At 49.3% G+C, this 18,449-nt stretch carries 24 protein-coding genes, 2 tRNA genes and 2 pseudogenes; 15 read left to right on the top strand and 13 right to left on the bottom strand.

Going from position 1 to position 18,449, the window contains the following annotated elements:
* Positions 1-128: 128 nt before the first annotated feature.
* The 13 genes and pseudogenes from HT085_RS02810 (at position 129) to HT085_RS02750 (ending at position 5,809) form a co-directional block, all read left to right on the top strand.
* Positions 129-329 (top strand): hypothetical protein, encoded by a 201-nt coding sequence (locus HT085_RS02810; RefSeq protein WP_003692842.1) that lies wholly within the window; start codon positions 129-131, stop codon positions 327-329.
* 32 nt (positions 330-361) lie between these two features.
* The gene (locus tag HT085_RS02805; protein WP_003691526.1) at positions 362-838 is read left to right on the top strand and encodes a DUF6948 domain-containing protein; all 477 of its coding nucleotides are present in this window, start codon (positions 362-364) and stop codon (positions 836-838) included.
* The gene (locus HT085_RS02800) at positions 835-1,110 is read left to right on the top strand and encodes a hypothetical protein (RefSeq protein WP_003691527.1); all 276 of its coding nucleotides are present in this window, start codon (positions 835-837) and stop codon (positions 1,108-1,110) included. The genes HT085_RS02805 and HT085_RS02800 overlap by 4 nt, the downstream gene beginning before the upstream one ends.
* Before the next feature lie 140 nt (positions 1,111-1,250).
* Positions 1,251-1,583 (top strand): hypothetical protein, encoded by a 333-nt coding sequence (locus HT085_RS02795; protein ID WP_003691528.1) that lies wholly within the window; start codon positions 1,251-1,253, stop codon positions 1,581-1,583.
* 152 nt (positions 1,584-1,735) lie between these two features.
* Positions 1,736-2,014, top strand: coding sequence for an NGO1622 family putative holin (locus HT085_RS02790; RefSeq protein WP_003691529.1), 279 nt, complete (start codon positions 1,736-1,738; stop codon positions 2,012-2,014).
* Positions 2,011-2,172, top strand: coding sequence for a hypothetical protein (locus HT085_RS02785; protein ID WP_003691530.1), 162 nt, complete (start codon positions 2,011-2,013; stop codon positions 2,170-2,172). The genes HT085_RS02790 and HT085_RS02785 overlap by 4 nt, the downstream gene beginning before the upstream one ends.
* A gap of 68 nt (positions 2,173-2,240) precedes the next feature.
* On the top strand, positions 2,241-2,927 hold the full coding sequence (locus HT085_RS02780) for a phage replication initiation protein, NGO0469 family (RefSeq protein WP_003691532.1): 687 nt from the start codon (positions 2,241-2,243) through the stop codon (positions 2,925-2,927).
* A 139-nt stretch (positions 2,928-3,066) separates the two neighbouring features.
* On the top strand, positions 3,067-3,249 hold the full coding sequence (locus HT085_RS02775) for a hypothetical protein (RefSeq protein WP_003691535.1): 183 nt from the start codon (positions 3,067-3,069) through the stop codon (positions 3,247-3,249).
* Positions 3,246-3,737, top strand: coding sequence for a siphovirus Gp157 family protein (locus HT085_RS02770; RefSeq protein ID WP_003691537.1), 492 nt, complete (start codon positions 3,246-3,248; stop codon positions 3,735-3,737). Before HT085_RS02775 ends, HT085_RS02770 begins: the two co-directional genes overlap by 4 nt.
* 51 nt (positions 3,738-3,788) lie before the next feature.
* A complete protein-coding gene (locus HT085_RS02765) occupies positions 3,789-4,004 on the top strand; it encodes a hypothetical protein (RefSeq protein ID WP_003691538.1) in 216 nt (71 codons plus the stop codon).
* Positions 4,005-4,114: 110 nt separating this feature from the next.
* Positions 4,115-4,381, top strand: a pseudogene (locus HT085_RS12125) (hypothetical protein); the annotation flags it as partial.
* Between the two features lie 280 nt (positions 4,382-4,661).
* The gene (locus HT085_RS02755; protein ID WP_003687929.1) at positions 4,662-5,345 is read left to right on the top strand and encodes a DUF2786 domain-containing protein; all 684 of its coding nucleotides are present in this window, start codon (positions 4,662-4,664) and stop codon (positions 5,343-5,345) included.
* Positions 5,346-5,539: 194 nt separating this feature from the next.
* Positions 5,540-5,809, top strand: coding sequence for a hypothetical protein (locus HT085_RS02750; RefSeq protein WP_003687928.1), 270 nt, complete (start codon positions 5,540-5,542; stop codon positions 5,807-5,809).
* Positions 5,810-6,164: 355 nt separating this feature from the next.
* Here HT085_RS02750 and HT085_RS02745 read toward each other — a convergent pair whose 3' ends face one another.
* The 6 genes from HT085_RS02745 to dut all read right to left on the bottom strand — a co-directional run bounded on the left by HT085_RS02745 (position 6,165) and on the right by dut (position 10,544).
* Complete coding sequence (locus HT085_RS02745; protein ID WP_003704323.1) at positions 6,165-7,361, bottom strand: tyrosine-type recombinase/integrase; 1,197 nt, start codon at positions 7,359-7,361, stop codon at positions 6,165-6,167.
* A 193-nt stretch (positions 7,362-7,554) separates the two neighbouring features.
* Positions 7,555-7,641 (bottom strand) — tRNA-Ser (locus HT085_RS02740).
* 77 nt (positions 7,642-7,718) lie between these two features.
* Positions 7,719-7,809 (bottom strand) — tRNA-Ser (locus tag HT085_RS02735).
* Between the two features lie 82 nt (positions 7,810-7,891).
* Entirely contained in the window at positions 7,892-8,671 is a 780-nt protein-coding gene (gene yaaA, locus HT085_RS02730; protein WP_003690913.1) for a peroxide stress protein YaaA, read from the bottom strand.
* 155 nt (positions 8,672-8,826) lie between these two features.
* Entirely contained in the window at positions 8,827-10,014 is a 1,188-nt protein-coding gene (dapC, locus tag HT085_RS02725; RefSeq protein WP_003690911.1) for a succinyldiaminopimelate transaminase, read from the bottom strand.
* A gap of 77 nt (positions 10,015-10,091) precedes the next feature.
* Positions 10,092-10,544, bottom strand: a complete 453-nt coding sequence (gene dut / locus HT085_RS02720) for a dUTP diphosphatase (protein ID WP_003690909.1) — start codon at positions 10,542-10,544, stop codon at positions 10,092-10,094.
* A gap of 165 nt (positions 10,545-10,709) precedes the next feature.
* Between dut and HT085_RS02715 the strand changes: the two are divergent.
* A pseudogene (locus HT085_RS02715) lies at positions 10,710-11,155 on the top strand (AzlC family ABC transporter permease); the annotation flags it as partial.
* 611 nt (positions 11,156-11,766) lie between these two features.
* Here the strand turns inward: HT085_RS02715 and HT085_RS02710 are convergent.
* From HT085_RS02710 to dnaB, 6 genes are all read right to left on the bottom strand, one after another.
* The gene (locus HT085_RS02710) at positions 11,767-12,240 is read right to left on the bottom strand and encodes a PilX family type IV pilin (protein WP_025455782.1); all 474 of its coding nucleotides are present in this window, start codon (positions 12,238-12,240) and stop codon (positions 11,767-11,769) included.
* A 1-nt stretch (position 12,241) separates the two neighbouring features.
* Positions 12,242-12,850 carry a pilus assembly PilX family protein gene (locus tag HT085_RS02705; protein WP_003690900.1) on the bottom strand — a complete coding sequence of 203 codons (609 nt, stop codon included), beginning with the start codon at positions 12,848-12,850 and terminating at the stop codon, positions 12,242-12,244.
* Entirely contained in the window at positions 12,829-13,770 is a 942-nt protein-coding gene (locus HT085_RS02700; RefSeq protein ID WP_003690899.1) for a PilW family protein, read from the bottom strand. The genes HT085_RS02705 and HT085_RS02700 overlap by 22 nt, the downstream gene beginning before the upstream one ends.
* Positions 13,767-14,375, bottom strand: a complete 609-nt coding sequence (pilV, locus tag HT085_RS02695) for a type IV pilus modification protein PilV (RefSeq protein ID WP_003690898.1) — start codon at positions 14,373-14,375, stop codon at positions 13,767-13,769. The genes HT085_RS02700 and pilV overlap by 4 nt, the downstream gene beginning before the upstream one ends.
* A gap of 31 nt (positions 14,376-14,406) precedes the next feature.
* On the bottom strand, positions 14,407-15,072 hold the full coding sequence (locus HT085_RS02690) for a GspH/FimT family pseudopilin (protein ID WP_003690897.1): 666 nt from the start codon (positions 15,070-15,072) through the stop codon (positions 14,407-14,409).
* A gap of 307 nt (positions 15,073-15,379) precedes the next feature.
* Positions 15,380-16,786, bottom strand: coding sequence for a replicative DNA helicase (dnaB, locus tag HT085_RS02685; protein ID WP_003690896.1), 1,407 nt, complete (start codon positions 16,784-16,786; stop codon positions 15,380-15,382).
* A gap of 163 nt (positions 16,787-16,949) precedes the next feature.
* On the opposite strand from dnaB, the gene HT085_RS02680 reads away from it, so the two are divergent.
* Positions 16,950-17,531, top strand: a complete 582-nt coding sequence (locus HT085_RS02680) for a superoxide dismutase (RefSeq protein WP_003690895.1) — start codon at positions 16,950-16,952, stop codon at positions 17,529-17,531.
* 231 nt (positions 17,532-17,762) lie between these two features.
* On the opposite strand, the gene HT085_RS02675 is transcribed toward HT085_RS02680, so the two are convergent.
* Positions 17,763-18,272: an isoprenylcysteine carboxyl methyltransferase family protein gene (locus tag HT085_RS02675; RefSeq protein ID WP_003687909.1), complete on the bottom strand. Its 510-nt coding sequence runs from the start codon at positions 18,270-18,272 to the stop codon at positions 17,763-17,765.
* Between the last annotated feature and the right edge of the window lie 177 nt (positions 18,273-18,449).

The following is an 18,449-nucleotide window of genomic DNA, read 5'->3' as shown; positions in this document are numbered from 1 at the left end:
ACTTTTTTCTTCTAAAAATCAATTCAATAAGTATATATGGATGAAAATATAACTATTGCCTATTGATTAAATATAGGTAATAGTTATAATACACCCATCGAAACAAACAACAACTTGAAGGAAACGGGATGAACGAATTAATCAGCAGAATAAATCGGTTTGGCGCGAGGGCAAAGGACGAGCAAAGCCTTTTATTGAAAGTTGGTGAAATCTGCCGCGACGCAGCAGCGACATGGACCACTAGAAAAAGCGAAAGCATCAATCACACCGCCTTCACTTTTACAGTGAAAAAAGACGGCTTAAAAGAGAAGGTAATGATTGTTTTGTAAAGAAACCAACCCCACCCCGAAAGGAAACAAAAATGGAAGCAAATAAATTTGAAGTGAAAAGTTTGTCAGACCTTATAAAAGTCTTTGCAGGCATTGCTGCCGATTTCGAAGCGGCAATGGGTGTAAAACGCGCCGACATTTCAACCGAATTTGACGAACCGCAACATGAGCCGCAACCGCCGGTAACAGTTGCCGAGCAAAAAGGTATCAACGACTTTGCCATCGGCAAGGAAGTCATCATCCGCACTTATTCGGCAGGCGTTTGGTTTGGTGTGTTGAAACAAAAAGCAGGCAATGAAGTGATTCTGACAAAAGCGCGCCGAATGTACAGCTGGTGGGCAAAGGAATCAATCAGCCTGTCAGGTGTCGCACGACACGGCATCAGGCAAGACGGCAGCCAAATTTGCGGCGAGCTTGATTCCGTATGGCTCGAGGCGATTGAGATTATCCCAGTAACAGGCGGCGCGGCTGAATCAATCCGCACCGCGCTGGAGGTCGACCAGTCATGAGTTATCTAGATCAACCATTGAAGCACGGCTACGGCAACGGCAACGGTAGCGGCAACGGTAGCGGCTATGGCAACGGCTACGGCAAGGGCTACGGCAACGGCTACGGCGGCGTCGACGGCGGCGGCAGCGGCAGCGGCTACGGCAACGGCAAGGGCTACGGCAACGGCAGCGGCAACGGCGACGGCGACGGCAACGGCAACGGTAGCGGCAACGGTAGCGGCTATGGCAACGGCTACGGCAACGGCTACAGCAACGGCAGCGGCAACGGCTAAACCTTAAAACCGCCCGAAGCTATATCTGCCAAGCCGGGGATAGCACAAAGCGATGAAGTATCGAACTTCAAAGCGGGGCAACGGCACGGCGAAACAGTGAATGCTGCGGGCGGTTTTCTCAAACGGAAAGGACGAAGGCGGTGAAATATTACGGCACGGCGGCTTACGGCAGCCCCGATTGGGGGATGGAAAGATATTACGCGCGGGAGGATATGCGGCAGGCTTTGGACGGTTGGGAGGCGGAAAACCGAATCCTGCACGAATCCGGGTTGATTGAGATTGCCAAAAAATCGGCGCGGGAGTTTGTCCGCGATGCGGACGGCGAACCTTATACGCAGGAGGATTGGGAAACGTACCTTACGGAAGATGCTTCCCGTGTCGGTAAAGATACCGAAGCCGCGATGAACTACGCCATAGACGAGCGGGAATGGTTCGCGCTGGCGGAGAACATCGGCAGGCTGGCAAATTCATAGCGGGCATAGGAATGCCGCGCCGTCAGCCGGGGAGTGGGCGCGGCGGCGGTTTTTGTAGATTTTAGCCGCAGATAACCCCGACGGCGCACGGTCCGTACCATCCTTAGCGGACGCGGTGCGCAATTAAAACCTTTTAAATTAAGGAAATAGAAATGAAGACAAGGAATATTGCGTTTAAGTTCGCGGTATTGGCGGCGGTATTGGCGGCGGGCTATGCCTTCGGATTCGCCAAGGGAGGCGGAAGCCGTACGGCAAAGGGAAAACCCGCCGGTATTGCGGCAATGCGTATGGCGTTGGCTCAAAAGCAGGCGGAAGTTGCGGAATTGAGCGCCGAGATCTGGCTGGAAGAGCGGCACCTGAATGCCGATGAAGAAGAAGCCGGTTGCCGGCGGGTGCACGGCGATGCGGAAGTGCCGGGGGGTAAAGAATGAGCTTCCATCCCGAAACCGCTTACACCGGCGGCGGAGAAACAGAGCCGTACGGACCAAGCCCCGAAGAAATCAAATACCGGCAAAGCCCGGAAACCGCCGAAACACGGCGGATGACCGAAAAACAGGCAGAAGGCCACATTAAAAGCATTATCAGGTAACGCCGCCGCGCAAGGCATAAAACAGCGCGAGACCGATAGACGAAACGACCTTTAACAGGAGACCGAAAATGTCATTGATTTTAAGTGTGAAAGACGAAAGCAATTTCAAACCATGCCCGGCAGGCAGCCATCACGCCACCTGCATCCGCATCATCGATTTGGGTACGCAGCTCGTCGAGTACCAAAACGAACAAAAGCGGCAGCACAAGATTTTAGTGCAGTGGGAAATCGACCCGGAAGGCGATCCGGAAATGCTGATGCCGGACGGCAGGCCCTACCTCATCAGCCGCCGGTACACCGCCAGCCTGCACAGCAAAAGCCAACTGGCAACAGACCTCAAAAGCTGGCGCGGAAGGGACTTTACACCGGAAGAACGCGACAACTTCGATTTGCGCAATATTTTGGGCAAGCCCTGCCTGTTGAGTATCGCCCACCAAGAAAGCAGCGACGGCAAAACCACCTATGCCAACATTTCCGCCATCAGCAACAAGATGAAGAGCTACACCCCGAAACAGCCGGACAACGCCGTTTTTGCCTTCGACCTGTCAGACCCCGATTGGGCGAATTACGGCCTCCTGAACGAGAAACTGAGGGAGCAGATTGCCAAAAGCCCGGAATATGCCGAAGCCGTAAACGGCCGCCAACCGCCGGCGCCGCCGCAGAAACAGGCCCAAGCGGCGGAAGGGCAGACGGAACACCCCCAAGGCAATGCCGCGCCTGCCGAAGACATCGAGGACGACATCCCTTTTAATTAAGCCCGCCGTCAGGGCGTAAAACCGGACGGAAAACCGCAAACAAACGCCGCGCCCTGCGGGCGGGCCCCGCACTCTGAAGCAGTAGTCGATTTTTAGTTTGCAACTGCTTCGGACGGCAACAGAGAAAGGAAACAAAAAAATGGCAAACATCGACCTGACCCAATGGGACGGGAAAACCATTGGCGCCGCCGCCAATCCCGAACAGGGATACATCAACATCACCATCGGCAGCGACGACCTATTCATCAACATCGAACAGGCATACGCCATACACGCCGCGCTTGGCGAAGCGGTTGCCGAATATGAGGGAGGGGCACAATGACCGCCCTCACACTCTACCGGTGCGCGGCAGACGTACAGGCGGCGCTTGATTACTACTTCGACAGCGAAACCGAGCGCGAAGACACGCTGGAAGCCGTTATCGGGCAGTTCGAGGTCAAAGCGCAATCCGTTATCGCTTATATTAAAAACCAAGAAATCACGGAAAAAATGCTTGAAGAGCATATCGGGCGGATGACCGGGAAGCTCAAGGCGGCAAAAGCGCGGAATCAAAGCCTGAAAGACTACTTGGCGCGCAATATGCAGGCGGCGGGCATTACCGAAATCAAAGCGGACGACGGCACTTTTAAAGCCTCGTTCCGCAAATCCGAAGCCGTCGTGATCTTAGACGAAGCACAAATCCCCGCCGAATTTATGCGTGAGGCCGTCAAAACCGAACCGGACAAAACCGCCATCAGAAAAGCGATTGAAAGCGGTCGGCAAGTAGCAGGCGCGAAGATTGAAGGGCGGAAGAATTTGCAGATTAGATAAACCGTAGAAGATGTTGACGACAGCATCCCATTTTGAGTTAAGGAGCAAAAAATGAGCTATTTGGAAGATGTAAAAAACGCATTAAGGGTAATAGATAACTTATGCAAAGAAGCATTAAAAGAGCCTGAATCGTTAGAGGGTTATATAGACGAAATTAGGGATAAAGCAGACGAAGCGGATACCTCTTTGGAATTTCTAAAGGATGTAATAAATTATGGTATTAGCGATTTAAAAAATGTAATTGAGGTGTTTGAAGATTGCGTTTGATATTAATGGAACAAGACATGAACTATCAATTTAAATTCGGCGACCCCGTGAGAGATACAGCTTTATGATTGGGCATTGAGAGAACGGCATCAAAAAATCGAGAAAACAAAATGCAAACAGTAGCAACAAAACCGACGGCAAAACAGATGCTTGCCGCCAAACGCGCGGCGAAGGAATCAACGCGGCAGGAACGCGCCGTCAAACGCGCGGGAACAGTAAAAAACGTTGACCGGAACCGGCTGTCCGCCCGGTCAAAAGCGCAAAAAGAAAACATCGCCCGGATGTTGTCGGGCGCAAAGGTATCGGAAGACGAAGCCCTGACGTGCGGCATCATGATGCGGCTGGTTGCCGCCAAAGTCCGCCGATACTGCGGCGAACATCCGGGCGTATTTGACGGCGCGGCAGGAAGCAGGCAGCTTGAACGGTATATTAAGCCGTCTGAATTTCACGCCGTGGAGATACAGCCCGAAGCCTGCAAAGCCTTGTTGCAAAACTACCCTGCCGCGGCCGGTAATCTCGGCAGGCGGAAACAAAAAAAGCCCCGAGTTCGTAAGCGTATCAGCCCTAGCCGAATGGCCCGACCGAATCGAAAGCAAAGCGAAAGACGAATGGGCAAGGGTGCGAAATTAAAATACCGGACAAATTAAAGGGTTTAATATGGATAAAGAGAAAGTCTTAGACAAAATCAAGAAATGTTTGGCTTTGGGTCGGTCGGCAAATGAACATGAAGCCGCACAGGCGTTAAGGCAGGCGCAGGCTTTAATGGAAAAGTACAAAGTAAATGCCGAGGATATCGCCTTATCAAAAGTCTCCGAACAGAAAGCCGATCGGAAAATGGCTTTTAAATTGGCAGGCTGGCAATGGGGCGTTGCAAATATGATTGCCGATATATTCGGGTGCAAATCTTACCAACGCGGGAAAACAATGATGTTTTACGGCATTGGAAATCGAGCGGAAACCTCAGCCTATGCCTTTGATGTAGTCTATCGTCAGATTTCCGCCGACCGCCGCAAATTTTTGAAAACCTGCCGGGCGGGAAAGCCCTCGCACAGAACTTATCTTGCCGACCGATTTTGCGGCGGTTGGATTGCGAGCGCTTGGGAAACAGTCAAAAAATTTGAGATGTCAGATGAAGAAAAAGCCATTATGGACGGATACAAAAAGAAAGAATATCCGGATATGGCCGAAGCAAGGACAAGAGATGCGAAATCGTCAATCCTACAAGGGTCAAAAATGGAATATGAGGCATTAACCCGAGGAATGGAATCGGGTAAGCAAGTGAAGTTACACTATGCCGTGAACGGTACGGGCTTCGTAAAACAAATCGGAGGGCAAACATGAATCGAGACGGCGGCGGATGCGGAAACTTCGGCGGATTGGGGAAAGGATATGCCGAATATGAAAGACGCAATTGCCGCATGCCAAGCCGTAAAAAAGCGGAAACCCGGACAAATCGGAATCAACGGAAAGAGGATTGAAGACATGGAATACGAAGTATTCAATAAACGCCCGTCAAAAAAGCGGTCGGCGAAGCAATGGAGTCTTCCGACGTACAAGGGCGGATGGAAACACTGGCATTTGCAACCGCCCCGAAAAAAGGCGGAATCCGGAAATCCGGATTCGGCCGCGTTATTCTAATCAAAAGCGGGCATATAGTTATTCATAACGCTGATGGCGACAGCTTTGCCACCGGCTACGGCGTGATTGCCGCCGACATCGTCAGTCCCGATTTGAAAACAGACTTTGACATATTCTTCCCGCCGGAAAGCTTGTTGCGATATAAAAAAATCGGGAAGAAGAAATAGGCAGACAAACGACAGAGCCGTAAAAACGGCGCAAGATTAAACCGAACAGGAGAGTAAAAAAATGAACATCACCAAACCGGGCGCAAGGATAGACCGCCCGACCATCCGCGAACTGATTGCCTACGCAACCTGCCGCAACCACCCCATTTCAAACTCGACACTGCTGCGTATGGAAAAAGACGGACGGATACCGTGCCGTCTGAACCTCCCTCGCATCCCCCGTATGGGACACCCGCGAAGTTTTGGAAGCATTAGGGTTGCAGCAATAAAAAAACGCCCGATTAGGGCGTTTTCACATAATGCGGAAACAGCTTTCTTATCTACATTTCCACATAACGCAAAACACACAAAAAAATCATTTTCCGTTGTCGGCAAGCCTCAAAACATCATTCCCCCACCGTTCCGGCGCATCCTTACGCTCCTCCCAAAGCTCCGAGCGGTTGTAAGCCGTTTGCGTCCTCGTCCCCAACGAATGGGCAAGCAGCTTTTCCGCCACATCATTATACACCTTCAGAACCTCGCGCAAATAAGTACGCGCAAGCGAGCGCAAACCGTGCGCCGTCGTATCCAGCCCCGACCGCCGCATCGCCACGTGCGGACTTTCCTTATTGATATGCCCTTGAAAATTCACACTTTCAAACACAAACCGCCCGTTCACATTCAGCCCCCGCGCCTGATCCAACACCCACCGCATCGCCCGCGACAGCGGCACATCATGCCCCCGCCGCTCCTTTTTCCGTTCGGCGGGGATACGCCAAACCTCCCCGTCCAACTCCGACCACTCCATCAACGCCGCCTCCCGAATCCGCGTCATCGTCAACAGCAGCCAATAGATACAAAACCGCGTTACAGGATGGATATGCACCCTGCCCGCATAAACCGCAAATTCATTGCGCTGCTCCAAAAAATCAATCAGGCGCGGCAATTCGGACGGACTCAACGCCGTCATGTTTTTGGTTTTCACCCGTTCAAACACACCCGAACCGATTTGCGCGACAGGGTTGATGTCCATCATTCCCGAACCGACCGCAAACGCAAACACCATCTTCAGACTGTTTTTCGTTTTGCGCAACGTATCAACGATACCGCGCGCCTCCATCACACGCAGGCAGCCGACCACGTCCGCCGTCCTGACTTGACGGATATCAAGATTGCCGATAGCCGGAAAAACCCACCGTTCAAAATTCCGCATAACCTGTCCGGCATACTTTTCAGACCGCCCCTTCGACCAACGCACAAACCAATCACGCGCCACCTTCTCAAAAGCAAAATCCGCCCGCACCTTCTTATTGACGACATTTTCCCCGTGTGCCCGTTTTCGGCGCACCTCCTCCCGCCATTCCCGCGCCTCAGCCAGCGAGAAATCAGGATACCGCCCCAGCGAAATTGTCTGTTGCCTTCCGTCCTGCATAAACGACAGCTTCCAACTCCGCCTGCCCGTCGGATAGACCCACAAAGCCAACCCTCCGCCGTCCGACAACTTATACAGCTTATCGCGCGGCTTCGCATTTTTAACCTGATTTGCCGACAGCGGCGTAATGATTTTCGCCATTATGGTAATTTCCCACTTATCCAAAAATTACCATATACATTACCATAAAAAAATGCAATAAGAAGATGCCGCAAGATTGCAAATGATTTGCCTTGATGCGTTATGATAGGGTAAACCGATGATTTTTATATAGTAATTAACACAACCTGAACAAAAAAGAACCGCCCTGAATCAGGGCGGTTTTGCTTTGCGGCGGAAACGGCGGGATTCGAACCCACGGAGGATTTGCACCCTCAGCGGATTTCGAGTCCGCTGCATTCAGCCTCTCTGCCACGTTTCCGATAATGAAGTAAAACCAAATAAAAATGCCGATGCTTTATGCTACTTCATTTTTATTTGGTTTTTGACTTCAAGGATTGGCGGAAGCGGTGAGATTCGAACTCACGGAGGGCTATCAACCCTCGACGGTTTTCAAGACCGTTGCATTAAACCGCTCTGCCACGCTTCCGTCTTCTTGAAGAGTAGGAATAATAATGAAGTTTATACATTTTGCCAAGCACTTTTTTTGGGAAATACTTAATTTATTGTTTTCACTTTATTTGTTCCGAACGCATAAACACCCATTCGCTTTCATTGGAAGCCGCGTCATTAAATGCGTAGCCTTCGTAATTAAAATTTTTCAGCATTTCAGGATCGGTAATATTGTGTTCTGCCGCATAGCGCACCATCAATCCTCGCGCGCGCTTGGCATAGAAACTGATGATTTTATATTTACCGTTTTTTTCGTCTTTAAATATCGGGGTAATCAGCCGCGCCCGAAGTTTTTTTACATTGACAGACTTGAAATATTCCTGTGAGGCAAGGTTGACAAGCGTATTGCTGCCTGCTTGGGCAAGCGTGTCATTTAAAAGGTTGGTAATGATGTCGCCCCAAAACTCATACAAATTCTTGCCGCGCAAATTGGCGAAGGACGTTCCCATTTCCAGGCGGTAGGGCTGCATCAAATCCAGTGGACGCATAAGACCGTACAAGCCGGACAGCAGGCGGACATGGTTTTGCAGATATTGTATTTGATTGGTATTCAATGTGTTTGCATCCATACCTTCGTAAACATCGCCGTTGAACATAAAGACCGCCTGTTTGGCGTTTTCCGGCGTAAACGGCGTGTGCCATTCTGCATTACGCTGCGCGTTTAAGAGTGCGATTTTGTCGGAAACGCGCATCAATTCGGCGATCTGTTGCGGCGCAAGCTCCCTCAGTTGGCGCATCAGGATTTCAGATTCCGCCAAAAGATCGGGTTGGGTAAACTCGCTGACAGGGCAAGGGTCTTTTTCGTTAAGGTTTTTCGCAGGGGAAAGGACAAAAAACATAATCCGCTCGGTATAGTGTCAAACGTCGGAATTTTAGATTTAAAAGCATCCTCAGGCAAGCCGATTGATTGTGATGTAAATACCGTTATAATAAATACATCTTGATAGTATTAAAAAAAGCCGTCAGGAAAAGTCCGGACGGTATTTTTTATTCTTTACCGATATAGGGAAACAATGGTTTCCGCAGCTTTGACACAAGTTGCGACATCGGCAACCAAAGCGATACGGACATAACCTTCCCCGGGATTGCCCTGTTCGGTATCCCGCGCCAAAAAGCGTCCGGGCAATACTTGGATAGCCGCTTTTTGCCATAAATTTCGTGCAAATGCCAAATCGTCGCCATCGGGGACTTTCAACCAGATGTAAAACGAGGCATCCGGTAATTTGACGTCAAATACCTGTTGCAAAATGGGAATAACGCGCTCAAATTTTTCCTGATACAGGCGGCGGTTGTCGATAACGTGTTGTTCGTCATTCCAGGCGGCAATACTGGCACGCTGCACGGGAATGCTCATTGCGCTGCCGTGATAAGTTCGGTAAAGCAGAAAGTTTTTAAGCAGCTCCGCATCGCCGGCGACAAAACCGGAACGCAGGCCCGGAACATTGGACCGCTTGGACAAACTGGTAAACATAAGCAGTTTTTGCCTGCTTCGCCCCGACTGTGCGGCGGCCTGCAGGCAGCCCAAAGGTTTGTTGCCGTCGAAATAGATTTCGGAATAGCATTCATCCGAGGCAATAATGAAACCATATTTATCCTGTAAATCAAAAACTTCTCTCCATCCGTCCAAATCCGGCACGCTGCCGCTGGGGTTGTTGGGCGAGCAGACGAACACCAGTTTGGTGCGTTCCCAAACCTCTTCGGAAATACTGCGCCAATCGGGGTTGAAAGACGGCGCGGGGCAATTGGCAAAATGGATTTCACCGCCGCCCAAAAGTGTCGCACCTTCATAAATCTGATAAAAGGGATTCGGGCTGACGATTACGGGTTTTAGGCCGTCTGAAACAGGGTTCAACACGGTTTGAACAAAAGAAAACAACGCCTCCCTACTGCCCAAAACCGGCAGAATTTCATTATCCGGATTGACCGTCAAGCCGTCATAACGGCGTTTTAACCAGTTCGCACACGCCTGACGCAATTCAGGCAGACCCGCAGTCAGCGGATATTTTTCCAACTCGCGCAATGAGGCGGTCAGCGCATCCGTAATGACTTTCGGTGTCGGGTGTTTCGGTTCGCCGATATGCAGTGGGACGGCTTCCATGCCTTCAGGCGCGGAAATGCCCTGCATCGCTTCACGCAGTCGGGCAAAGGGATATGGTTTGAGCTGCTTGAGTAAGGTATTCATGATTTTCTCCGGTTATCGGTATATCGGAAGATATGCCGTCTGAAGCTGACGTGCCCTTCAGACGGCATTCTATATCTTTAGTGAGAACCCGTACTGCCGAAGCCGCCCTCACCCCGGCTGCTTCCGACAAATTCCTCGACACGTTTGAAGCCCGCCTGTACGACCGGCACGATAACCATTTGTGCGATACGCTCGAACGGCTTGACAGTAAACGGTTCGCTGCTTCTGTTCCATAACGACACCTTCAATTCTCCCTGATAATCGGAGTCGATTAAGCCGACCAAATTGCCCAAAACAATGCCGTGTTTATGCCCCAAGCCGGAACGGGGCAGCAAAACGGCGGTATATGCGGGATTCGCCAAATAAATTGCCAAACCTGTCGGCACAAGCAACGTTCCGCCCGGCTGCAAAACGACTTCCTCATCCAAACAGGCGCGCAAATCCAAACCTGCAGAACCCTCCGTCGCATAGGCAGGGATAAAATCCGCCATCCTCTCGTCCAACACTTTCATTTCTACTTCAATATTCATCGTCCTGCTCCTGCATACGGCCGGTTTCAAAGATTGGAGATTATACACAAGCCGTGTTTACGCTGAAACACAACAAACTGCTTTTGTTTTGAAACCATCCTCGACTGTCAAAAACATTCTGCCTGTGTATGATACCGCCCCGTCTCTTCATATATAAACATTAACATGACGCACACAGCCTCTCCACGTGATGAATTCATACGCGGCATCAAAGAAAGTTCGCCCATGCTGATTGGGCTTTTGCCTTGGGCATTAATACTCGGAATGCAGGCGGGCAAAAAGGTATGGCCCGGCTGGAAATGCTGCTGATGACGGGGATGAACTTCGCCGGCGGCTCCGAATTTGCCACGGTCAACCTGTGGGCGGAACCTCTGCCGATACTGCTTATCGCCACCATAACCTTTATGATTAATTCGCGGCATATCCTGATGGGGGCGGCGCTTGCCACGCACATGAAAGAAATACCGCTGAAAAAAACCGTACCCGCGCTGCTTTTTATGTGTGATGAAAGCCGGGCCATGGCATTCTCCGAAATCCAAAAACGGAAAGCAGCCGGTTTGCCTGCATTCAATATGCCTTCTTATATGGGCGCATGCTTTATCCTCTACATTATAGTGAATCGTCATTCCCGCGCAGGCGGGAATCTAGACCTGTCGGTGCGGAAACTTATCGGATAACACGGTTTTCCCAACCCTGCATCCTGGATTCCCACTTTCGCGGGAATGACGTGGTGCAGGTTTCCGTACGGATGGATTCGTCATTCCCGCTCAGGAGGGAATCTAGACATTCAATGCTAAGGCAATTTATCGGAAATGACTGAAACTCAAAAAACCGGATTCCCACTTTCGTGGGAATGACGGCGGAGCGGTTTCTGCTTTTTCCAATAAATGACCCCAACCTAAAATCCGTCATTCCCGCGCAGGCGGGAATCTAGTCCGTTCGGTTTCGGTTTTTTTGGCTAGTGCCGCAACATTAAATTTCTAGATTCCCACTTTCGTGGGAATGACGGGATGTATAGTGGATTAACAAAAACCGGTACGGCGTTGCCTCGCCTTAGCTCAAAGAGAACGATTCCCTAAGGTGCTGAAGCACCAAGTGAATCGGTTCCGTACTGTTTGTACTGTCTGCGGCTTCGCCGCCTTGTCCTGATTTTTGTTAATCCACTATACCCATAAAAATGCCGTCTGAAAACCAATTTTCAGACGGCATCTTCAAACCCATTCTATTTCTTACGGTTGGATAAGGCTTCACAACCACCGTCTCCGGACAACTGCTCTTTATAGGCCTTTGCCGAAGCGGCATCACGGCATTTGTATCCGTCGCCCACGCTGTTCATCCATACCGACAAGGTATAACCCGTCCCCACGTTCGGAACACCGACCAACCTGTATACCCTTGGTTTTTCCGCATCGACAAACTTTACCGAAACACTATATTTTTTGGCAATTTTCGGATTCATCTTATAGCCTGAGACAAATATTTCCAGTTTGCTCTTGATGGTCTGATTATTGTCCTGGGGATTTTTCAAAATAAACTGTTTGAGAACATTGTTGATACCGACCATCTCCGTATAAAGCTGGGACTGATAGCCTTTTTCAATATAACTCTGATAAGAAGGTATGGCAATGACGCTGATGATGCCGAGTATCGTGACAACTATCATCATCTCAATCAATGTAAACCCTTTTTGTTCCATTTTATTGCTCATCATTATTGCCTACATAAGATTGAAGGACGACCACGGTATTGGCATTCTTACCCCAAGCCTTGGCAGTAACCCGATAAACATTTTGTCCGTTCTTCACGCCTAAATATTCGATAATATAGCGCGGCATTTTGCTGACGCCTGCCACGCCTTTATTATATTCCATCCCTTTATTGTCAATGCACAGACCGGCAGAATTTTTGCCAGACTTTGCAGGGCAAGGACGCTTCACGGCCTCAACGGTAGGCTTGCCTTTCACCACGATATTGTCAAAAGTCTCTTCATTAGCATCATTTGTCCGTACATTCACTGCGGTACACAGGCCGTTTTCACAGTTTTCGCTAAATGTAACCTTACTATCCGCAGTATATTCCAAATCCAAAACCTGAAATTCGCCTTCCCTCAAAGCCGCCTCGGCTAAAGACAAAGCCAATTTCCTGTCTGATTCGTTGGCACTGATCCTCTGTTCGGTATTGTAGGACTGGGCGGCAGTTACAACCAAAAAGGCCACGACTATCATCACCATCAGCACGATAAACAGTGCGAACCCCCTCTGTCCCTCAGAAGTCGGGATTCCTGTCAAAGCGTTCTGTTTGCGCATACATTTCCCCCGCGTATTGTCGCATTGATACGGTAAGCATAAATAATATTATCTGAAGAAGCGGCAATCTTGGCATCACTACCGCTATCCAATAAAACCTCCACCCCGGCAGGCGTAACAGAGCTGTCGAATTTACCCGTATATTTGAATTGTTCCTCTTTGCCGGCATCTTCATCTTCAGGACAACCGGAAACATAGATATACCGCACATCCATACGTTTAACCTTTTTCGCGAGCAACTGAGGATTACCCCACTCGCCCTTATCATCCAATTGGAAGCGGAACAAACCTTCCTCATTATTGCCAAACCTGCCGACCGCATAGGCATTGACCACATGCCTTTGACGCGCTATATTGCCATTTTGCTCCTTATCAGAATCCTGAATCTTCAATTCTTTTTTTGCATCTTCTAAAGTAGGGATTTGCTTACCCGGTTTCGATATTGCGCCACAGCTGCTGACGACGGTAGTCTCGGCGCTTGCATTAGCATCATCGATTCCGTATTGGAAAATCAATGCGTTAAGGCGCTGGGTAAAACCCTGATATCCGATATTTGGAGATTCCGCTATGGGGATAAGTTTATTTGTACTGTTCCTTTTTAAGTTTAAGGAAAAAAGAGGTTTTTTTTGCGTCACACCGAAAAAAACATCCTTTTCGGTATGCTCAGACATATTGAAACAACCGAAGCTCCCCGCCATTCTTGCATCGCGGACAATCAATGTTGCCGCATTCCGCAAATCCTGTTGAATGGCAAGACGCTCGTTTGCCGCATCATTTAATTTCCGGGATGTAAAGTAACTCGATACGACCGCTATCAGGACAATCACACTGAGCAGGCCCGCAACCAGAAATTCAACAATGGTAAAACCCTTCATACCATCATAACCGCCTTTTGGTACGTTTAGCATTTTACGTTTCATTCACGACCTCCGACCCTTGCCTGATAGGTATATACGATATTGTCGCCGCTCACCTCAAGATTCGTACGGGAAATATCCGAATCCCCTGCCGAATCATTTACCCACAATACTTTAATCAAAGTATCCCCGTTTGCCTTATCGTCGCAATTTGAAGAAAAAGTACCGCCGGACAATGTCGGTGCCTTACCCGACGAATCCTTGCAGACAGCGTAACGAATATCTACCGCATCCGGCAAGGCTTGTTTCAATTCATAACCGAACCTGTCCAACTGGGTCTTTGCCAAATCCTTCTTGCTTATCAAATTATTAAGCTTGAAATCGCCGCCAGAGTAAGTGGGGGTGTACGACCCCGTGTAAAGATTATAGTTTTTCTTGTTGCTGTCCGAATCAATGGTCGGATTCATCAACATTCCTTCCATCAGGTTTTGCGTGATTTGGCTGACGATGGTTTGCGTTTCCGCTTCCCTGACGGAAGCGACCGTCCGCAGCTGCACGGACAGCAATGCCAAAATACCGATGGTCAGAACCAGCATAGCAACCAAGACTTCTATCAGCGCCATACCGGACTGGGGATTTTTCAGGCGCAAGCAATCATTATTCTTCATTTTTTATTTCCCAAACCGACTAAAACAGTCATTAATGTTGGCATACGGCACGCCTATCGTTTCTAGGGCAAACTTCGACCCTGCCGCTGCTGTCAATCAAAACCACCGCCGAACGGAATTTCTTTTCACCGGCAGAAACCGCCTTCGCATCTGTCAACACGATTTGGATATAACCGTCAGAATAAACAAATTTGGAATTATTCTTGAGATTCCGATCGGACGAATAGCCGAATGTCCCGTTTTGGTTGAAAGTCCAAACAACACGATCGGCAGTCGACCGTGTTTGACCGAAAGCGATATGATTGAAGGTGTAATTAATCCGCTTATCCTTGATATCATCATTCAATACCACGTTACGGAGAAAAACATCCGCAGAATCACCGTCATATGCCTTATTGTCGTTTTTGTCGCCGAAAGCCAACATCCCCTGTTCCTTCTTACCCAAGTCGCATTGGTTGTCGACCGTACCGTCTTTTTTAACTTGGGCAGGACAGATATAGACAGGGAGATTGAGCCGGACGGCTTCGCCCCTGGAGAAACGCAAAAGGTTGGCAACCTGCTCCGCGTGACTGGCAATGCGGCGTGATGCAATCCACCCACTCATATTGGGGAGGGCTATCGTCGCCATAATGGCTGCAATGGCTATCACGATGAGCAGCTCTATTAGCGTGAAACCTTGTTGTTTTCGTGTACACATAAGCAATAGGACGTTAATTGGTAATGTATAGTGGATTAAATTCAAACCGGTACGGCGTTGCCCCGCCTTAGCTCAAAGAGAACGATTCTCTAAGGTGCTGAAGCACCAAGTGAATCGGTTCCGTACTATTTGTACTGTCTGCGGCCCGCCGCCTTGTCCTGATTTTTGTTAATCCACTATATTTTCAATTATATGCGGGCTGAATGCAAAAATGCCTCAAGACCGCGTTTTATTTTTTAGGGCAATCTCTAAGCATGATTTTAAACGATTTTGCCTGATTCCGCCTAATAAATTTTTATATAGCCATTTAATCTTCTATCTTTGCCTCCTCGGGAACATAGGCAGCATTGTCGAATTTGGTGAATTGTCCCGTCCATGTGAGGAAGATTTTACCGACGGGACCGTTGCGGTGTTTGCCGATGATACATTCGGCAAGGCCTTTCATGGGTGAGTCCTGGTTGTAGTATTCGTCGCGGTACATAAACATAATCAGGTCGGCATCCTGCTCGATTGCCCCCGACTCCCTCAAGTCGGACATCATCGGGCGTTTGTCGGTACGCTGTTCGACAGTGCGGCTCAATTGCGACAGGGCGATGATGGGGACTTGCAATTCTTTTGCCAGGGCTTTGAGGGAACGGGAAATTTCCCCAAGCTCGGAAGCGCGGTTGTCGGAACGGCCGGATCCCGCCATCAGTTGCAGGTAGTCAATGATGATTAATCCCAGCTTATTGTTAAATTGACGGGCGAGACGACGGGCGCGGGCGCGCAGTTCGAGCGCAGTCAGGCCCGGGGTCTCGTCGATGTACACGGGCGCGTCGGAAAGTTTGACGACTGCCTCGTTCAAACGCCCCCAATGTTCATCTTCCAGCCTGCCTGTTTTCAGGACGCTCTGATCCAAGCGTCCGACCGAACCGAGCATACGCATTACCAATTGCGCCCCGCCCATTTCCATCGAGAAAACGGCGACGGGCAAATGTTTTTCAATGGCGACATACTCGGCAATATTGATGGAGAACGCGGTTTTACCCATAGACGGGCGGCCGGCGACGATAATCAGGTCGCCGGGCTGCAGACCCGAGGTTTTTTTATCAAGGTCGATGAACCCTGTCGGTACGCCGGTAACTTCATCGGGATTGTCGCGCGAATAAAGCATATCGATGCGCTGTACGACTTCTTTCAGCAAATCGGGCATCTCCAAAAAGCCCTGCTTGGATTTGGCGGTGCTTTCGGCGATTTGAAACACTTTGTTTTCCGCCTCATCCAAAAGCCGCCCCGCGTCCCTGCCTTGCGGATTGTATGCGCTGCGGGCGATTTCCGTCCCCACTTCGGCGAGTTGGCGCATAATGGAACGCTCGCGTACGATTTCGGCGTAGCGGCGGATGTTTGCGGCAGACGGGGTGTTTTGCGCCAGTGTAATCAGATATTCAAATCCGCCTGCCGCTTCCAATTCTTCGTTCCGCTGCAAATCTTCCTGAACCGTAATCACATCTGCGGGACGGCCCTCATTGATTAATTTGGCAATGGATCGGAAAATCAGGCGGTGTTCGTGGCGGTAGAAATCCTCTCCCGAAACCACATCGGCAATCCTGTCCCAAGCCGGATTTTCCAGCATCAAACCGCCCAAAACGGATTGTTCCGCCTCCATCGAATGCGGAGGCAGCGACAATGCGCCGACCTCACGGCCTTCAGGCGGCATAGCTGCGTAATCGTTCATGGTACATCCAATCTGTCATGCCGAAATTGCAATCTTCTATTATAACGCAAAGCAGGTTTAATTGGTTTCCATCACTCAAAACAGGTAGAATGCGTGAGCCGCCGATTCGTTTGCAGCAACACTGCCAAAACACAACATCCAAAAACAACATTAGGAGCACAAAATGGAACATAAGCTGCCGCAACTGCCTTATGGGCCGGACGCATTGTCCCCGCATCTGAGCAAAGAGACTTTGGAATTCCACTACGGCAAACACCATCAAACCTACATCACCAACCTGAACAATCAAATCAAAGGCACCGAATTTGAAAACCTGCCTTTGGAAGAGATTGTGAAAAAATCTTCGGGCGGCGTGTTCAACAACGCGGCTCAAACTTGGAATCACACCTTCTACTGGCTGGGTTTCACGCCCAAAGGCCAAGGCAAGCCTGCCGGCGAACTGGCCGCCGCCATCGACGCGAAATGGGGCAGCTTCGAAAAATTCCAAGAAGCGTTCAATGCCTGCGCGGCCGGTACGTTCGGCTCCGGTTGGGCGTGGCTGGTGAAAACCCCTGTCGGCGGATTGGATTTGATTTCCACTTTCAACGCCGCTACGCCGCTGACCACTGAAAACACGCCGCTCTTGACTTGCGACGTGTGGGAACACGCCTACTACATCGACTACCGCAACAGCCGCCCCAACTACCTGGAAGGTTTTTGGGAAATCGTCAACTGGGACGAAGTCGCCAAACGTTTTGCCGCATAAGCCGCCGGCTTTGCCAAACCGAACAAATGCCGTCTGAAGCCTTCAGACGGCATTTTTTTGTCAAAAAAGGCGGGGCTTCAATACGCACTGATGCAGCCTTATAGATAAGTTTTGCAGGTTCGGGCTTTTGTCACGGCTTGCCCAATGACAATAAGCCTGCCCCAATGATAAGAATGGATTTAATTGATAGACGGTTCTCTTTGTCGATATATTTTTAATTGATGAAACGGGTTAAAAAAGTGTTGCCATCGCCTGTTCTTCTTGTCGGATACGCTTAAATAAGACCAGCAAATAAATGGGCAGGCCAATCAATAAAACATACCACGCTTGACATAATAAGGCGATGCCAATCAGTTCGGGTATGATGTTTAAAAAATAATTCGGGTGGCGGAATGTTTTAAACAACCACGAACGATTAATTTGATGATTTGGCAAAATATAGATTTTAACCGTCCAAATCTCCCCCAACTGCTTAATAATCAATGATAATATCACAAATGAAGCCATCACCGTCAGTGTACCAATCAAGGATATGCCATTAAAAGCAGTGTCAGAAAGCCATACCCAAACAAAACACGCCAAATAATAAAGCGTATGAACTGCCGCAAGCACCGTGGAATTGGTTTTTCCGTATTGTTTCGCCCCTTTGGCAATCAAGGCTTTTTCATGTTTAATAGAGACGGCTAAAAATAACAGTCTAATGATAAAAAACAGGCTTAAAATGCTTAAAATCATTGTCATTGATGTTTTTCCATTGAAATTGAAATAAATATAAATCGGATTAATGGTATTTTTAATTAATATGTTTCAGACTATCATGCTCTATAAACAATTCCCATCAAGTCCGCGCCGCAACCTGCTATAATAATAAGTTTGCAACAAACGCAAATCAATGCTTTGCGTTTGTTGCAGTCCCAA

Origin of the sequence: Neisseria gonorrhoeae (genome assembly GCF_013030075.1) — a bacterium.
Lineage (GTDB): Bacteria > Pseudomonadota > Gammaproteobacteria > Burkholderiales > Neisseriaceae > Neisseria > Neisseria gonorrhoeae.
This window is presented reverse-complemented; position numbering and strand designations above follow the sequence as displayed.

Bases quoted from the DNA above. Each gene is read 5' to 3' on its own strand.
- HT085_RS02675 (WP_003687909.1), bottom strand. From the start codon at position 18,272: ATGACAATGATTTTAAGCATTTTAAGCCTGTTTTTTATCATTAGACTG.
- HT085_RS02800 (WP_003691527.1), top strand. From the start codon at position 835: ATGAGTTATCTAGATCAACCATTGAAGCACGGCTACGGCAACGGCAAC.
- HT085_RS02710 (WP_025455782.1), bottom strand. From the start codon at position 12,240: ATGGAACAAAAAGGGTTTACATTGATTGAGATGATGATAGTTGTCACG.
- HT085_RS02755 (WP_003687929.1), top strand. From the start codon at position 4,662: ATGGATAAAGAGAAAGTCTTAGACAAAATCAAGAAATGTTTGGCTTTG.
- HT085_RS02750 (WP_003687928.1), top strand. From the start codon at position 5,540: ATGGAGTCTTCCGACGTACAAGGGCGGATGGAAACACTGGCATTTGCA.
- HT085_RS02790 (WP_003691529.1), top strand. From the start codon at position 1,736: ATGAAGACAAGGAATATTGCGTTTAAGTTCGCGGTATTGGCGGCGGTA.
- yaaA (WP_003690913.1), bottom strand. From the start codon at position 8,671: ATGTTTTTTGTCCTTTCCCCTGCGAAAAACCTTAACGAAAAAGACCCT.
- HT085_RS02810 (WP_003692842.1), top strand. From the start codon at position 129: ATGAACGAATTAATCAGCAGAATAAATCGGTTTGGCGCGAGGGCAAAG.
- dnaB (WP_003690896.1), bottom strand. From the start codon at position 16,786: ATGAACGATTACGCAGCTATGCCGCCTGAAGGCCGTGAGGTCGGCGCA.
- HT085_RS02775 (WP_003691535.1), top strand. From the start codon at position 3,067: ATGGCAAACATCGACCTGACCCAATGGGACGGGAAAACCATTGGCGCC.
- dapC (WP_003690911.1), bottom strand. From the start codon at position 10,014: ATGAATACCTTACTCAAGCAGCTCAAACCATATCCCTTTGCCCGACTG.
- HT085_RS02745 (WP_003704323.1), bottom strand. From the start codon at position 7,361: ATGGCGAAAATCATTACGCCGCTGTCGGCAAATCAGGTTAAAAATGCG.
- HT085_RS02770 (WP_003691537.1), top strand. From the start codon at position 3,246: ATGACCGCCCTCACACTCTACCGGTGCGCGGCAGACGTACAGGCGGCG.
- HT085_RS02700 (WP_003690899.1), bottom strand. From the start codon at position 13,770: ATGAAACGTAAAATGCTAAACGTACCAAAAGGCGGTTATGATGGTATG.
- HT085_RS02785 (WP_003691530.1), top strand. From the start codon at position 2,011: ATGAGCTTCCATCCCGAAACCGCTTACACCGGCGGCGGAGAAACAGAG.
- HT085_RS02780 (WP_003691532.1), top strand. From the start codon at position 2,241: ATGTCATTGATTTTAAGTGTGAAAGACGAAAGCAATTTCAAACCATGC.
- pilV (WP_003690898.1), bottom strand. From the start codon at position 14,375: ATGAAGAATAATGATTGCTTGCGCCTGAAAAATCCCCAGTCCGGTATG.
- dut (WP_003690909.1), bottom strand. From the start codon at position 10,544: ATGAATATTGAAGTAGAAATGAAAGTGTTGGACGAGAGGATGGCGGAT.
- HT085_RS02805 (WP_003691526.1), top strand. From the start codon at position 362: ATGGAAGCAAATAAATTTGAAGTGAAAAGTTTGTCAGACCTTATAAAA.
- HT085_RS02680 (WP_003690895.1), top strand. From the start codon at position 16,950: ATGGAACATAAGCTGCCGCAACTGCCTTATGGGCCGGACGCATTGTCC.
- HT085_RS02765 (WP_003691538.1), top strand. From the start codon at position 3,789: ATGAGCTATTTGGAAGATGTAAAAAACGCATTAAGGGTAATAGATAAC.
- HT085_RS02705 (WP_003690900.1), bottom strand. From the start codon at position 12,850: ATGCGCAAACAGAACGCTTTGACAGGAATCCCGACTTCTGAGGGACAG.
- HT085_RS02690 (WP_003690897.1), bottom strand. From the start codon at position 15,072: ATGTGTACACGAAAACAACAAGGTTTCACGCTAATAGAGCTGCTCATC.